The organism is Parashewanella hymeniacidonis (genome assembly GCF_016900895.1).
Taxonomy (GTDB): domain Bacteria; phylum Pseudomonadota; class Gammaproteobacteria; order Enterobacterales; family Shewanellaceae; genus Parashewanella; species Parashewanella hymeniacidonis.
The window spans coordinates 1-15,487 of sequence record NZ_JAFEUN010000106.1; the positions used below are offsets into that span (position 1 = coordinate 1).

General features: G+C 40.6%; 14 protein-coding genes and 1 pseudogene. 11 read left to right on the top strand and 4 right to left on the bottom strand.

Features of this window, described 5'->3' with window-relative positions:
* Window positions 1-353: 353 nt before the first annotated feature.
* Window positions 354-944 carry a nucleotide exchange factor GrpE gene (gene grpE / locus JQC92_RS17510; protein WP_205000848.1) on the bottom strand — a complete coding sequence of 197 codons (591 nt, stop codon included), beginning with the start codon at window positions 942-944 and terminating at the stop codon, window positions 354-356.
* Window positions 945-1,042: 98 nt separating this feature from the next.
* Between grpE and nadK the strand changes: the two genes are divergently transcribed.
* From nadK to JQC92_RS17565, 11 genes are all read left to right on the top strand, one after another.
* Entirely contained in the window at window positions 1,043-1,921 is an 879-nt protein-coding gene (nadK, locus tag JQC92_RS17515) for an NAD(+) kinase (RefSeq protein ID WP_205000849.1), read from the top strand.
* Between the two features lie 180 nt (window positions 1,922-2,101).
* Window positions 2,102-2,398, top strand: coding sequence for a c-type cytochrome (locus JQC92_RS17520; protein ID WP_205000850.1), 297 nt, complete (start codon window positions 2,102-2,104; stop codon window positions 2,396-2,398).
* A 260-nt stretch (window positions 2,399-2,658) separates the two neighbouring features.
* Window positions 2,659-4,752, top strand: coding sequence for a transcriptional regulator NosR (gene nosR / locus JQC92_RS17525; protein WP_205000859.1), 2,094 nt, complete (start codon window positions 2,659-2,661; stop codon window positions 4,750-4,752).
* A gap of 80 nt (window positions 4,753-4,832) precedes the next feature.
* Window positions 4,833-6,722 (top strand): TAT-dependent nitrous-oxide reductase, encoded by a 1,890-nt coding sequence (gene nosZ, locus JQC92_RS17530; RefSeq protein WP_205000851.1) that lies wholly within the window; start codon window positions 4,833-4,835, stop codon window positions 6,720-6,722.
* A gap of 322 nt (window positions 6,723-7,044) precedes the next feature.
* Window positions 7,045-8,415 carry a nitrous oxide reductase family maturation protein NosD gene (locus JQC92_RS17535; RefSeq protein ID WP_205000852.1) on the top strand — a complete coding sequence of 457 codons (1,371 nt, stop codon included), beginning with the start codon at window positions 7,045-7,047 and terminating at the stop codon, window positions 8,413-8,415.
* Window positions 8,415-9,338 (top strand): ABC transporter ATP-binding protein, encoded by a 924-nt coding sequence (locus JQC92_RS17540; RefSeq protein ID WP_205000853.1) that lies wholly within the window; start codon window positions 8,415-8,417, stop codon window positions 9,336-9,338. The genes JQC92_RS17535 and JQC92_RS17540 overlap by 1 nt, the downstream gene beginning before the upstream one ends.
* Complete coding sequence (locus tag JQC92_RS17545; protein WP_205000854.1) at window positions 9,335-10,153, top strand: ABC transporter permease; 819 nt, start codon at window positions 9,335-9,337, stop codon at window positions 10,151-10,153. Before JQC92_RS17540 ends, JQC92_RS17545 begins: the two co-directional genes overlap by 4 nt.
* Window positions 10,154-10,177: 24 nt before the next feature.
* Window positions 10,178-10,663, top strand: coding sequence for a nitrous oxide reductase accessory protein NosL (locus tag JQC92_RS17550; RefSeq protein WP_205000855.1), 486 nt, complete (start codon window positions 10,178-10,180; stop codon window positions 10,661-10,663).
* 152 nt (window positions 10,664-10,815) lie between these two features.
* Window positions 10,816-11,406, top strand: coding sequence for a hypothetical protein (locus JQC92_RS17555; protein ID WP_205000856.1), 591 nt, complete (start codon window positions 10,816-10,818; stop codon window positions 11,404-11,406).
* Between the two features lies 1 nt (window position 11,407).
* Window positions 11,408-13,651: an ankyrin repeat domain-containing protein gene (locus tag JQC92_RS17560; protein WP_338049529.1), complete on the top strand. Its 2,244-nt coding sequence runs from the start codon at window positions 11,408-11,410 to the stop codon at window positions 13,649-13,651.
* Window positions 13,652-13,725: 74 nt separating this feature from the next.
* The gene (locus JQC92_RS17565) at window positions 13,726-14,376 is read left to right on the top strand and encodes a thiopurine S-methyltransferase (RefSeq protein WP_205000858.1); all 651 of its coding nucleotides are present in this window, start codon (window positions 13,726-13,728) and stop codon (window positions 14,374-14,376) included.
* A 79-nt stretch (window positions 14,377-14,455) separates the two neighbouring features.
* On the opposite strand, the pseudogene JQC92_RS17570 reads toward JQC92_RS17565, so the two are convergent.
* The 3 genes and pseudogenes from JQC92_RS17570 to JQC92_RS23265 form a co-directional block, all read right to left on the bottom strand.
* A pseudogene (locus tag JQC92_RS17570) lies at window positions 14,456-15,007 on the bottom strand (gamma-glutamyltransferase); the annotation flags it as partial.
* Window positions 14,989-15,072 carry a hypothetical protein gene (locus tag JQC92_RS23260; RefSeq protein WP_420851328.1) on the bottom strand — a complete coding sequence of 28 codons (84 nt, stop codon included), beginning with the start codon at window positions 15,070-15,072 and terminating at the stop codon, window positions 14,989-14,991. The gene JQC92_RS23260 and the pseudogene JQC92_RS17570, both read right to left, overlap by 19 nt.
* A 44-nt stretch (window positions 15,073-15,116) precedes the next feature.
* Window positions 15,117-15,329 (bottom strand): hypothetical protein, encoded by a 213-nt coding sequence (locus JQC92_RS23265; RefSeq protein WP_420851327.1) that lies wholly within the window; start codon window positions 15,327-15,329, stop codon window positions 15,117-15,119.
* Window positions 15,330-15,487 lie beyond the last annotated feature (158 nt).

Here is a 15,487-nt window from a genome sequence, read left to right on the forward strand (position 1 = left end):
AAACAAAATTTGTCATTTTGGGCGTTTTTAAATGACAGGCTTTCTCTTAAAAATACCATCCCTTTACTGGGGGATTTGGTGTTGCAAGGATCTCGAACTACCACAACTTATTGAGTAGTTACCAGTACACCACATAAAAAATGCAACTGTAAAATATATTTATGATTGTAAAATAAAAAGTTAATGTATGAAAAAAGTACATAAGACAAGTATGATTAAAAATTGAATGGGACGTATGTTTTGATAAGAAATAAAATAATCATAAAAATAATTAATTATGAATCCATGTTGAATTAAGGGTAGATTAGAAAAGTATAAGATTAAATTCTAATTACCCTTAGTATCAGATAAATCTAGCTCCCTTGAGAAACCATTACCATTGCCGGACGCAATAAACGCTCATTCAGCTGATAACCTTTCTGCATTACAGCCATAACTGTATTTGCAGGAAAATCTGGGCTAGGTTGCATGCCAATAGCTTGATGCTGTTCAGGATTGAACGCTTCACCTTGAGGATCAACTTCTTTAACCCCAAATTTCTCAACGGCACTCATTAACGTTTTACGAGTTAAATTAACGCCTTCATGAAGTGCCTTCATAGGGCCTTCTTCGTCTTCGATATTCAAACCTGCTACTGCATGGTTCATATTATCTAATACTGGGAGTAATTCATTTACAAACTTTTCTAACGCAAACTTACGCGCTTTTTCAACATCCATAGCCGCACGACGACGGATATTTTCAGTTTCAGCTGCTGCACGAACCACTGCATCTTTTTGTTCATCTACTTTAGCTGTTGCTTCAGCTAATGCTCTTTCCAATTCTTCAATGCGAAAATTAGCCTGAGTGAGTTCATCAACAAGGTTCGCTTCCGTTTCTTCTGCTACTTGCTCAACAGACTCATTTAATGGTTCTGCTTGTGGCTTCTCAGATTCACTATTCATTATTACTCCAGCCGAAAATACTTTGTTTCTAAATACTATGCGCATATTATGGGGATCATTTTTGGCGTTTCAAGTAGAAATCAGCTATCACTAAGCATATGAGCAGAAAATTTCAAACTATTGGCCTTATTGGTAAGCCACATCATCAAGGCACTAACGCAACACTAAAATCCTTGTATCAATGGTTGAACAAAAAACACCTTAATGTTGTCGTTGAAGAACGCGTAGCGAAAGATGTTGCACCACAAGCGACATCTGTAGATCTACTCGAGTTGGGCAATCGTTGTGATCTTGCGATTGTGGTTGGTGGTGACGGTAATATGCTAGGTGCAGCTCGAGTCTTGTCACGCTTCGATATAGCAGTGATTGGCGTAAACCGTGGTAACTTAGGTTTCTTAACTGATTTGGCACCTGATAATTTTGAAACCTGCTTAAATCATGTTCTTGATGGTGAATATGAAGTGGAACATCGCTTTTTACTCGAAGCTGAAGTTCACCGTCACGGTAAATTAAAAGCCTGCAACAGTGCAGTAAATGAAGCAGTGCTTCACCCAGGCAAGATTGCTCATATGATCGAATTTGAAGTCTATATCGATGATATCTTTATGTACAGTCAGCGTGCCGACGGCATGATTGTATCCACTCCAACAGGTTCAACTGCATATTCGCTCTCTGCAGGTGGTGCGATTTTAACACCTAATTTAAATGCACTTATCTTAGTACCAATGTTTCCTCATACTCTCTCTTGTCGACCTATTGTTATTGACGCTAACAGCACCATTAAATTGCTCGTTTCTCCTGACAATGGCGATAACTTAGAGGTGAGTTGTGACGGACATGTACACTTAGCTGTACTCCCCGGTGATGAAATTATTATTCGCCAAAGCCCTGATCAGCTTAAGCTTATCCACCCCAAAGGGCACAATTACTTTCACGTTTTGAGAAACAAACTTGGGTGGGGTAGTAAACTTTTTTAATTCACTTGTTCAAAGTCAATTACAGTTAATTACATTACGTTATTATTTTTTTACTTTTTGCACCAAAAACTGCCATAAAAATGGCATAATGCACACTTGAACCGAAGTAAAGTGTGACTTTGGTGCAAAAACAATAATGTTGTAAGAATAATATTTTGGAACAAACTCCAAGGAGCTAAAATGAAAAAGCTATTAATCCTTGCTGTAGCTAGTGCGCTATCTATGCCAGCAATCGCTGCTGATGTTGCAGCTGGAAAAGCAAAGTCTGCTACTTGTGCTGCATGTCACGGTGCTGATGGTATTTCTATGATCCCTATGTATCCTAACCTTAAAGGTCAGAAAGCTCAGTACATCGTTAAACAGCTTAAAGCTTTTAAAGACGGTACTCGTAAAGACCCAGTTATGGCACCTATGGCTATGATATTAAGTGATGCTGATATGGCTAACATAGCAGCATACTATGAGAGCTTAAAATAAGTTTTCTTTTGTGCCATGTGCAATTTTTGTACATGGCATAATCACTTTCCTTCCTTTTTCTAATACACATTACTCACCTCATAAAACACACACCCAGTATCCTAAATCTCTATGTGAATTGACCTTGATCAAGTTACACAAAAAACAACCAGATAAAATGCCTTCACGGTGCGACATTTTGTCGCAGCCAAAACCTCGAAAAGAAGGCATGGAACGTGAACAAATTATTCGATAAGCGCAATCTGCTGTCATACTGGTTAATGCTATTTGCTAGCATTGTTCTAGTATTGTGTGCATTTAATGCGAATGCTTTATTTGTTAGCCCGCCTAAAGATCCACTTCCCCTTATTGAGAAAGTCTATCCTGAAGCGACTAAAATTGGTGATAAACAAGGCGACCCACTTGTCTGGCCTATTTATAAAAATGATGAAATTCTAGGCTATGCGTTTGAAACTAACGATATAGCAAAAATCCCTGCTTATTCAGGTGAACCAGTAAACATGCTGGTCATCATCGATCCAAAAGGTAATTACGTTGATGCCAAAGTGCTTGAGCATCATGAGCCAATTATTCTCGCCGGTATTCCTGCAAGTAAGTTAGATGACTTTGCAGCCCAATATAAAGGACTTTCAGTTACAGACCGATTAAAAGTTGGCGGCAATAAGACCGAAGGTAAAGTCAATATTGATGGCCTTTCAGGCGCTACCGTAACTGTCATGGTGATGAATGTCGCAGTGGTAAAAGCGGCAAATAAAGCAGCAATATCTTTAGGTATTATCGAACCAAAATCGAAAGTCATTCAACCAATTTCAACCATCAAACAAGACGTATTTGAAAAAGCGAGCTGGACGACACTGACTGGTGACGGCTCAATCCGTAAATTATTTTTAAACAGAGACAAAGTCGATCAAGCATTTGTTGGCACTACTGCTGAGTTTATTGAAAACGCAGAACCTAACCAAAAACAAGATCAATTTGCAGAGATTTATTTCACACTCACCGACATTCCGACCATCGGCCGTAACCTTTTAGGTGATGCAGAATACGACTACCAAGTTAAACAATTAAAACCGGGTGAGCACCTTATTGCACTTATGGGTAACGGTTACTCGTTTAAAGGTTCTGGTTATGTTCGAGGCGGTATTTTTGACCGAATTCAAGTACACCAAAACGACAATGCCATTTCATTTAGAGATTTAGACCACCAGCGGCTAACGGATATTTACATTGATGGTGCGCCGAAATTTAAAGAAATGTCTCTTTTCCGTGCGCAAGACCACCATGAGTTTGACCCCGGTGCACCTTGGGAATTCGAGCTATTAATTCGTCGCCAAACAGGTCCTGTAGATAGTATTTTCACCAGCTTTAAAGGTCAATATGACCCTCTAGAGAAGTACGTTGATACGCCACCAGCAATTTATCCAGAGCCTGAACTGACGTTAGTTCAGCAAGTGTGGAAAGAGAAAACACCTGAAATTGTGGTGATTTCTCTCTTAGTCATCGTGCTACTGCTTGTCTTGTTCTTCCAAGATGTATTGGTTAAACATCCTAAGTTTATGCATCAATTACGTCACTGGTACCTCGTTGTTACTGTGGTCTGCATTGGCTGGATGTGGGGTGGACAGCTTTCAGTGGTCAACGTATTTACTTTCTTGAACTCATTGATGTCTAAGTTTTCATGGGACTTATTCTTACTCGACCCAGTTATCTTCACGCTCTGGTGCGCCGCAGCCGTAACGATTGTCCTTTGGGGACGCGCCGTATATTGCGGTTGGTTATGTCCATTCGGTGCCCTGCAAGAACTAGTCAACGTACTGGGGCGCTGGTTAAAACTGCCACAAATCGAATTGCCGTTCGCAGTACATGAACGTCTATGGGCGATTAAGTATTTAATCCTACTCGGTCTATTTGGCTTATCACTTGACTCTTTAGCACTTGCTGAAAAGTTCGCTGAAGTTGAACCATTCAAGACGACCTTCTTGCTTAAGTTCGACCGTGAATGGCCATTTGTGATTTATGCCAGTGCACTGATTCTTATCAACTTAGTAAACCGTAAAACATTCTGCCGCTACTTATGCCCACTCGGCGCTGCACTATCGTTCAGCAACGGCATTCGTTTGTTCGATTGGTTAAAGCGCCGTAAAGAATGCGGTCAGCCATGCCAAACATGCGCCAAAGAATGTGAAATCCAAGCAATTTACCCTAATGGTGAGATCAACATGCGTGAGTGTCACTACTGCCTTGACTGTCAGGTGACGTATTACGACTCTGAAAAATGTCCACCTTTGAAAAAAATGGCCTACAAACGCCGTAAAAATAAAGAACATGAAATTCCTGTTACTGAAGTTGCGTAGCAACTTCTTATTAGAAACAGAGGGTTTCAACCGAAATCAACACATGCTTTTAAAGCTAAAAAAATAACATGGAGACGACCATGCAAGATAAGAACACGGAGAAGCAAACTGAGCTACAAAATGCTGACCGCCGTAAGTTTATGGGCAAATCTGCTTTACTAGGTGCAGGCGCAGTTGCTGCACCAATGACAGCAGCAATGTTTACATCAATGGCTAAAGCACAAGCCGCTGAAGCAGGTAAAAACAGCCCATTCGTACACCCTGGTGAATTAGATGAATACTACGGTTTCTGGAGTGGTGGTCACTCTGGTGAAGTACGTATTTTAGGTATTCCATCTATGCGTGAGCTAATGCGTATTCCAGTATTTAATATTGATAGTGCAACGGGATGGGGCATTACTAATGAGAGTAAACGAATTCGCGGCGAAGGTGATCACTTTTTAGCTGGGGATGCCCACCACCCTCACATGAGTATGACTGACGGGCGTTATAACGGTAAATATGTATTTATTAATGATAAAGCCAACACCCGTGTTGCGCGTATCCGTTGTGATGTAATGAAAACAGATAAAATACTCACTATACCAAACGCCCAAGCTATTCATGGGTTACGAGTTCAAAAAGTACCTTATACCAAATACATTTTTTGTAATGGTGAGTTTGAAATCCCATTGAACAATGACGGTAAAGAATCGTTAGAAGACGTCAGTACTTATCGCTCATTGTTCAACGTTATCGATGCAGAAACTTTGGAAATGGCTTTCCAGGTTATGGTTGATGGTAACTTAGACAATGCTGAAGCGGATTTTGATGGTAAGTACTTTGCTGCCTCAAGTTATAATTCAGAAATGGGCACGAATTTAGGTGAAATGATCACCTCTGAGCGTGACCATATTGTTTTCTTTGATTTAGCTCGTTGTGAGGCCGCCTTAAAAGCAGGAAACTTTAAAACCTATAATGGTAATGAGGTTCCAGTACTTGATGGCCGCAAGGGTTCAGCATTAACACGTTATGTACCTGTACCTAAATCTCCTCACGGGATCAATATCTCTCCTGACGGAAAATACTTTGTTGCTAATGGAAAACTTTCCCCTACGGTTTCTATCATTGATACAAGTAAGTTAGATGACTTATTTAATGATAAAATAAAACCTCGAGATACCGTTATCGCTGAGCCAGAACTTGGTTTAGGCCCACTGCATACCGCATTCGATAATCGTGGTAATGCTTATACTACTTTGTTCCTTGATAGCCAAATTGCTAAATGGAATATTGAAGATGCGATTGCTCACTCCCAAGGTCAAAAAGTCAACTATTTACGCCAAAAGCTTGATGTTCACTACCAACCAGGTCACAACCACACTTCGCAAGGCGAAACTCGAGACGCTGATGGCAAGTGGCTAGTAGCATTAAGTAAGTTCTCCAAAGACCGTTACCTACCAGTCGGACCACTTCGCCCTGAAAATGATCAATTGATTGATATTTCTGGTGATGTAATGAAACTGGTACATGACGGACCAACCTATGCGGAGCCACATGACTGTGTGCTCGTTCACCGCAGTAAACTTAAACCAAGTAAAGTATGGACAAGAGATGACTCTTTCTTTGCAGAAACGGTTGCGATGGCAAAGCGTGATGGTGTAACACTTGAGACGGACAACAAAGTTATCCGTGATGGCAATAAAGTTCGTGTTTACATGACGTCTATTGCGCCTAACTTTGGCTTAAATGAATTTAAAGTTAAGCTGGGTGATGAAGTAACGGTTGTTGTAACAAACCTTGATCAGGTTGAAGATGTTACTCATGGTTTCTGTATGACCAACCATGGAGTTCAGATGGAAATTAGCCCTCAAGCAACGGCTTCTGTTACTTTCATTGCAAACCAACCAGGCGTTCAGTGGTATTACTGTAACTGGTTCTGTCACGCACTACACATGGAAATGCGTGGTCGTATGTTGGTAGAAGCGTAAGCTGAACCATTACTCAAGCCTCATAATGAGGCTTGAGTTATACCAATTACAGTAGTTAAGTATTAAGCTCAGAGCTATGTTCGTACTCAAAGTACAAATGAAATTGGTGGAGGCATAGTGGTTCTACGGCAAGACAATTTGATGCAGTAACTTGGGAACGAACAAGCTCCCTAAGGGCAAGCCTATAGCTTTCCATTATTGCGTTGTAAGTTTTTGAATTATCCCGATAGTACTTCAAACTTACGCCTTGCACTGAAAACCTCTAGCCCTTGCTGAGCAAACAATTAACTACTGTCATTGGTATCATTAATAAGAAAAAAGTATGATTAAACGCTTATTTAAGTACAAGTTTATTAAACTCAGTTACCAATTACTCAGTAGCTCTACCCTGCTGCTGCTTTCTCACTCTGCATTCAGTGCCACCATTTCCATTTCTCCTCAAGATGACCTACAAAAAACCTTAGATCAATCTGCTCAAGGTGATGTCATTATTTTGGCCGACGGTGAGTACCATGGTAACTTTACGATTCCTCATAGCTTGAGCATTCAAGCCAAGCACAGCAAACAAGCTACCATCAATGCTGGCGGTAAAGGTCACGGCATTTATATTGAAGCTTCAAACGTCACGATTGAGGGTTTAAAAATTCTGAATTGGGGTGACGATTTAACGGCGCAAGATGCCGGCATCGCCACTTCAAAGGGCAACAATTATATTGTCATTAAAAACAATTACCTAAAAGGCTCTGGCTTTGGCATTTGGCTCAACAAAGGCGAACACCTTAAAATATTAAATAACACTGTAATCGGTAATCCCGATTTACGCTCAGCCGATCGTGGTAACGGCATTCAATTGACGAACATCAAACACACTGAAGTGCGTGGCAACGACATTAGCTTGGTGCGTGACGGTTTATATGTGATTTCCAGCCAACTCAACGTACTCGATGGTAATACCATGCATAAGCTACGCTATGGCATTCACTACATGTATTCTTACGATAACGAAGTCAAAAACAACCTCGCTTACAACACCCGCGCAGGTTACGCATTAATGAGCTCTCGTCGCCTGAAAATTCATAACAATATTACTCGTGACAGTGAGGATTACGGCTTTTTGCTCAATTACATTACCTCGTCAGAAATTCATCATAACCAAGTTTATAACGTCTGGACGAAACCAGAAAACAAAGTCCTTGGCCGTGAAGGCAAAGGCTTATTCGTATATAACTGCGCCTATAACAACATTGACCACAACATTGTAGACACCACTGAAATTGGCATTCATCTTACTGCTGGCTCTGAAAACACCAAAGTTTTCGCCAATAACTTCATCAACAACCCAGTACAAGTTAAGTATGTGGTTAATCGTGAAGAAGAATGGAGCAAAGACGGCCTTGGCAATTACTGGAGCAATTATCTAGGCTGGGATCTAAACAGTGACGGCCGAGGTGATAGTGCCTTTGAGCCAAATGACGGCATCGACAAAATGGTGTGGCAGTATCCTGAAGCCAAGATGCTGCTCGACAGTCCAGCAGTGTTAATCCTGCGATGGATACAAGGTCAATTTCCCGTATTAAAGCCTGTTGGTGTTAAAGACAGCTATCCGCTTATGCAACCAATGGATATGGCTGACACAAACCAACAAGCACACATTCTTAAAAGACAATTGTCAAAAACAAAGGTGGGCTCATAATGATGAAGCCAGTCGTAAAACTCAGTAATGTCGAGAAGCATTACGACAAAGTAAAAGCCTTACAAGGCGTCAATTTAGAGCTAATGCCAAGTGAGGTGTTAGGACTCTTCGGTCACAATGGCGCAGGCAAAACCACCATGATGAAGCTTATACTAGGCATCATCAAAGCCACACATGGTGACGTACAAGTATTGGATACCGACCCAATGTCAGCCGATGCCTTTGAAAGTCGCAAGCATATTGGTTACCTCCCTGAGAATGTCAGCTTCTACGATCATTTAACAGGTAAAGAAGTGCTCACTTATTTTGCTCGTTTAAAGAAAGCCCCTAAAGCTCAAATTGAACAATTGCTTGAGCAAGTAGGGTTAACTCACGCCATTAAACGCCCTGTTAAAACCTACTCCAAAGGGATGCGTCAGCGTTTAGGTTTAGCACAAGCATTCTTAGGGCAACCAAAGTTATTATTGCTAGATGAACCCACTGTTGGCTTAGATCCCATCGCAACCCGTGAGTTTTACCAGAGCGTTGATGCGCTTAAAAGCGGCGGTGCAAGCATCATTTTGTGCTCACATGTACTTCCCGGCGTTGAACAACATATCGATAAAGCCATGATTATCTCTAGCGGTAAACAGCTTGCCTACGGCAGCCTTGCTGACTTGCGTCAACAAGCGCAACTACCTGTCAGCATAAAAACTCAAGGGTTAAACGGTGCATTACGAGCGGATACTCGTTTTGGTGACTTTGTTACAAACAATGACGAGCTTAACGTGCCAGAAAGCAATAAATTGGAAATAGTGCGTCAATTGCTTGCAATGCCAAACATTAGCGACATCCAAGTTGAACCAGCGGATCTAGAGCAAGTTTACCAACACTATCTTGGCCATGTTACATCGAGCCAAGCTCTACAGGAGAAGCAATCATGAATCCCGTTTTTTCTGTCGCCATTAAAGAGTTTCAAGACGGACTCCGTAACCGTTGGTTAATCTCAATCACGCTCATTTTTGCCGTGCTGTCTATCGGTCTAAGCTATTACGGTGCTGTTGCATCAGGTCAAATCGGCATTACTTCACTGTCTTCGACCATCGCCAGTTTATCGAGTCTCGCAGTATTTTTAATCCCCTTGATTGCACTGTTGCTGGCTTACGATAGCTTTGTAGGCGAACAAGAGTCAGGCACATTGTTATTGCTGCTTACCTACCCGATTAGCCACAGACAGTTACTGCTTGGCAAGTTTGTTGGTCAAGGTGGCATTATGGCACTGGCCACAATTCTTGGTTTTGGCAGTGCAGCGGTTGTATTAGCGTTTCAAACAGATGTGATGTCTGTTCTGCATAGCTTCGGTTTATTCATCGCTACAGCAATTTTATTAGGCCTTTGTTTTATTGCTATCGCATATGTCATCAGCTTACTGGTTACTGAAAAATCAAAAGCTGCTGGGCTTGCGCTGATTCTGTGGTTCTTCTTTATTTTAGTTTTCGACTTAGGGTTATTGGCTGTTCTAGTGGGTATGGAAGAAGGTTTATCACAATCTCAACTGGTCAACTTGATGCTACTTAACCCAGCTGATATTTTCCGAATGGTGAATCTAGCCAGCCTTGATACTTCAGATGTAAACGGCGTGCTAGCTGTTGCCATTAACGGCAGCATCTCTCCTGCAGGTTTGCTTGGTCTGCAATGTGCTTGGATAGTCGTGCCACTGATTATCGCAGGCGTAATTTTTAACAGAAAAACCTTATAACATAAAACAATATCGGAACAACTGATGAAAATAATGACAAAAATATTGTTACTCGCTACGACGCTCATTCTAGCCGCATGTAGCCAAGAGCCTGAGCAAGTAACGGTTCGTCAAGCACAAGCCATTCACTCTGGTGAAGAGTGTCATTTATGCGGCATGATCATCACCAATTTCCCGGGTCCTAAGGGTGAGCTTTACATCAAAACCTCTGACAAAGTGAAAAAGTTTTGTTCCACCCGCGATATGTTCAGCTTTTTGCTCGACCCTGAGTACAAAAAACAAGTCAAAGAAGTGTACGTGCATGACATGAGTAAAAGCCATTGGGATAAACCGAATGACAATTACTTTATCGACGCTCGCAAAGCCTTTTTTGTAGTAGGTTCAAGCCAAACGGGGGCAATGGGTAAAACACTAGCCAGCTTCAGTGCCAAAACCGATGCCAATGCGTTTGCTAAAGAATTTGCTGGTCAAGTACACGCATTTGAACAGATTAAAATTCACATGCTTTAACTTAACTATTACAGCAGCTACCTATTTGGTTAGCTGCTCTCTAATGTCATGAAAAATAGTTAATAAACATGAAATACAATTAACTTGAATAACCGCTTAAATCCCCATAACTTGATACTTCATTAGGTAATGTAAGTTGAGGTGATAACTCAATGTCTGAAGACTCTTTTCGAGCAACTGCAGTTGCACACCTTAATGCCTTACCAAATATGTCTGATGCTTCATCTGCCATAGAAATGAAAAGCCTACGTTTTAAAAAGACGTATCAACCTAAAGATATTTCAGACTCGGATACAGAAGAATCATTTAAAGAATTTATAGATGAATCTAATGCTCAACCTCCAACCCATCACGATGCTGAATTAGCGACTCTTAAATTCACAATTAGTGACCCTCAACATGTTCGCGAACCAACAGCAAGCATTGAAGGAAATGATTCAGAAACAAATAAAAAAGAAGAGCCTAAACCACTCGCAAAGTTAACACCTCCTCAATCGGTAATAGAGGCTATCAGAGCTCAAGACGCTAAAACGTTTAGTGAGTTTTTGGAAAATGAAAAAGCAAACCTTAATCAATATTTTTATCTAGGTAAGCCTTTACTTGTCTATGCTCTCGATGAAGCGAAAAATGGCGCAGTCGATTTACTTTTACAAGCTGGAGTAGATACCAGTCTTAAAGATAGCCATAATAATAATGCCCTACACATAGTCTGCAAAAAAAGGACTAACCAAGTATCTAGATAAGATCTATAAATCTGAGTTATTTACTCAAAACGATCGCAATGAAACACCATTACATTTGGCTGTAATAAATGATCACAAAGACACCATTAAGTTTCTTTTAAAACACAAGGTCGACACTTCAAAAATAGATCATAACGGTGACACTGCTTTTATTTTCGCCATTAAGAAAGGGCGTTCTGAAATATGCATTCTATTTACTCAGTATGCAGCTGAACATCCTACTCTCCTTGACGACAAAGATTCTTCTGGAAACACTCCGTTTATTACACAACTGGAGATGTGCCTGACTCATTCAAAAAACGCTAATTATAAAGCAACTCCTGCACTTGAAAGAAGCGATCAAAAGATCCTCCAAGCGACTATGACGCCTAAATCCAAGCACACCGCAAATAGCAAAGGCGAATACCCTATTCAACTTACTGTCAGATACGGCAACGTAACATTCTTAGACCTAATAATAAATGATGGAGGTCACTTACCTGATATAGAGATGTCGATGGCTTTATATGAAGATAAAGAGAGTTGTACAGTAAAACACAAATGCGCTTTACATATCGCTGCTGAAAACGGTAATGTTGATATGATTCAAAAGTTAATGCAGCATGGTTACAAACTTGAGTGTACTGATGAGCATGGAAACACACCACTTCACCTCGCTTGTATGGCCAAAAATATAGCCTCAATTGAACTTATATTACAAGAAAACCGCGACGTTATAGATTGCAGAAATAAAGTTGGAGAAACACCATTTCATTTAGCCATTCGCTCTGGCTCAGAACAAGCCGTCAACCTTTTCCTACAAAGTAATGCACCTATTTCAGCTACAACAGAAAGGGGAGAGACAATTGTTCATTACGCTGCTCTAAATAACAATTTTAAAGTGTTCGAATTAATCATGGTTTATACGAACCACCGACCAATACTATGGCAAGCAGACTTTGAAGGTAAAACGCCGCTAGTCTGTGCTGTACTAAAAGGAGATGATAGCGAACATTCAGCTCAGCAATATCCAGAGAGAGCCATAGAGCTATGTGCTCTATCAACGGAAGAAAATAAATTGATATCCAGTGGTTTGGTATCTTCTTGTATAGAAAGTAACAATATCCGTGTTTTAAACTACATAGCCGAAAAAACTGATTTTCTTAAGTCACACCCAGAAAAACTTTCTGGGTTCTTTAAAGAAGCAGTCGAGTTAGAACGAACAGAGATTCAAGTCTTACTTTTGAGAGAAATGGGTAAAGAGAGCTTCGAAACGTGTATAGCGACTCATGCTGAAGCAATATCAAAAACTAAACCTAAAGAACTCCTTCTAATTAAGGCCAGAAGATTTTCATCTGCTCGCCTTGAAGCTTTGTGTAAAACCAAAATAATAGAACAACAGGACTTAGCTGGAACAACATGGCTAGAAAAACTTGTACAAAGTCTAGATACGAAAAAAATCCAAGTCTATTTAAAACATAAAAAACAAGATAGTCTCGGAAATGATGCTTGCTGGTACGCCGCTCAAAATAATAAATGGCAGGTTATCGATACCCTTAAACAAAGTGGTGTTGATTTGAACAGTCCTAACTCTTCAGGAGAGACGCCTCTCACACTAGCGATAAAACTTGGGCATTGGGAGACGGTAAATAAATTAATATCTTGTCTTTCAGTAGAGGAACTGACCAATTCGGCATCCGGTGAGGAGTCTCATGTGGAACGATTAGGTAAAACTGAAAATGAAGAATGCTTTCGTTTAGCGCTACAAAAAATAGGTACTCAATCACCTCAGATGCTCAAAGCGCTTTTTAACAGCGCGGCAAAAAATAACCTTCCACAACTGTATACTTTTTTACGCATGATAGAAGGACCTATGCGTTCTACAGTGATAAATGAAAATCAAGAACAGTTAAAACAAGTAACGACTGAGCCTCCTCTTATTTATCGTGCGCATTCTGAAGGTCATGAGCAATTAATGTCAGATTTAATAGACGCTGGGCTGGTGGATCAAACTGACTTAAATGGCGAATCAGCACTGAGTTATGCTGTGAGAGATACAGATTTAACGTTTGTAGAGACCTTACTCGACAGAGGGGCAAATTACTTATTACAATTAAAAAAAGGTCAGACTATTCAAACTCTTTCAGGTTATCTTGGCGTTTTGGGTATGGAAATGTACCTCCGAAAAAAGGTGGATGGATGGAAAGATAAAGCTGATAAAATATACAAAAGAATACGCCAACAAAATAGGGTTAAACAATCATAAAAGGATGAATCGAAATCATTCGTCATTTTTTGTTAAACTCTTAAATCAACCTAAAACAGCCAAAGAAATAAAACATGAGAACACATTGGCATGACCGTTGGGAACAAGGTCGAATCAAATTTCACAAACCTGATTTTAATCCAAATTTAGTCGAGTATTGGACAACACTCTGCCCAAACTCTGAAGCCAGCACTTTCGTTCCCCTTTGTGGGAAGTCGCTCGATCTCCTTTACCTTGCTCAGCAGGGACACAATGTTATTGGGTGTGAATTAGTCGAACTCGGCATCAAAGCATTTTTTGAAGAAAATCAGCTTTCACCACAGATAACGCAGATTGATGAATTAAACCGCTGGCAAGCTCTCTCTTTTACCATTTACCAAGGTGATTACTTTAAGATTCCAGCAGCCAATATCAATGCAGAGTACTTGTATGACCGTGCAGCATTAATTGCTCTACCTAAAGATATTCGAGCTCAATACGTTGCGAACTTAACAAAAGTCGCACCCAACCTAAAAGCAGGTTTATTGATCACCCTTGAGTATGATCAAGCGCAATACGACGGCCCACCGTTTTCAGTACCACAAAGTGAAGTATTCGAACTATTCGGTGCTGAATTTGATGTAGTGGAATTGGCTCGCCATGTTACAACGGACAAACCACCAGTGATGCGTGAGAATGATGTAGAACTGGTTGAAGTAGTTTATAAGTTAGAGAGAAAAGGCTAGTTCTTTGTGCTATTAGTTTGAGCAGCTACATTGTAGCTGCTTTTTTCTTTGTTAACTTGTTATTCTATGTATCCCCCTGTGTCATCGAGCTTAATGCTCGCTTTTTGGGAGCAATGGCATTCGCTTCCCCTCCAACTAAACCATAGCCATTAGGTGAGCCCGGCTTCGCTGAAAAATCATCCATGACATTATTTAGCAAAATTCCTGTCCCTTTAGCGACAATCCCAGAACCATAAGAATAATTTAAAGAATAGGTGTTTGACACTACATTGCCGAACTTATCCATAACAGAGGAGTGAGTCGTGTCAGGGCTTTCAGGTAATGCTGGTGTTCCCGAATTTACATCTTTTGATGAACGGGCTTTATCCATTTTAATTTTTGCAGCGGTTTGATTTGCATACTCTTCACTGGTTAGCCATTTATCCGGCATCTGATTAAAGTCAGGATCACCAAGATGCTTACTTCTGTCGGCATAAGCTTGACGCATCGCTTCACTCATTAGATGAATGGTAGATGCAGAGTTATGGCCCAAAGATGTTAAATCAAACTGTTTGAATACGTTCAGCATTTGAGCAATATGAACACCACCTGAACTTGGCGGAGGCATGATCACTAAATCGTGATTTCGATAACTGGTGTACCACCACCAGCAATGTTACCTGCCCTGGGCAATGTAACCGCTAAGGCAAAACCCACCGCAACAGCAGCGTCAATAGCATTACCGCCTCGTTTTAATATGTTTACCCCACTTGAGAAGCAAGTGCCTCTTGACTTGCTACCATACCATTACGAGCAATCACTGGATGAATAATACTGCTGTATTCTAGTAATGGTGGTGCAGTTTGAGCAGCCGTTTTTGAGTGAAGGCTTGAATCAGCAGCAACTTGAGTGGCTGTAAAAAAGAGTGCGGCACTCAATAAAGAGGCCGTTTTCCGTAATGAAATCGATAGCACTTAAATGTCCTACTTTTTATTGGATACAAAAAAATAAGGCTCATATCGGGTTCAAGACTGCTAGGTAACCAATAGTTGAATGAGTGGCTCAAGCAGCCCTTTACCTCGTAGGCCAGCATTGTGTACAAACTCAAAAAAACCAAGATAAAGAGGGAGTT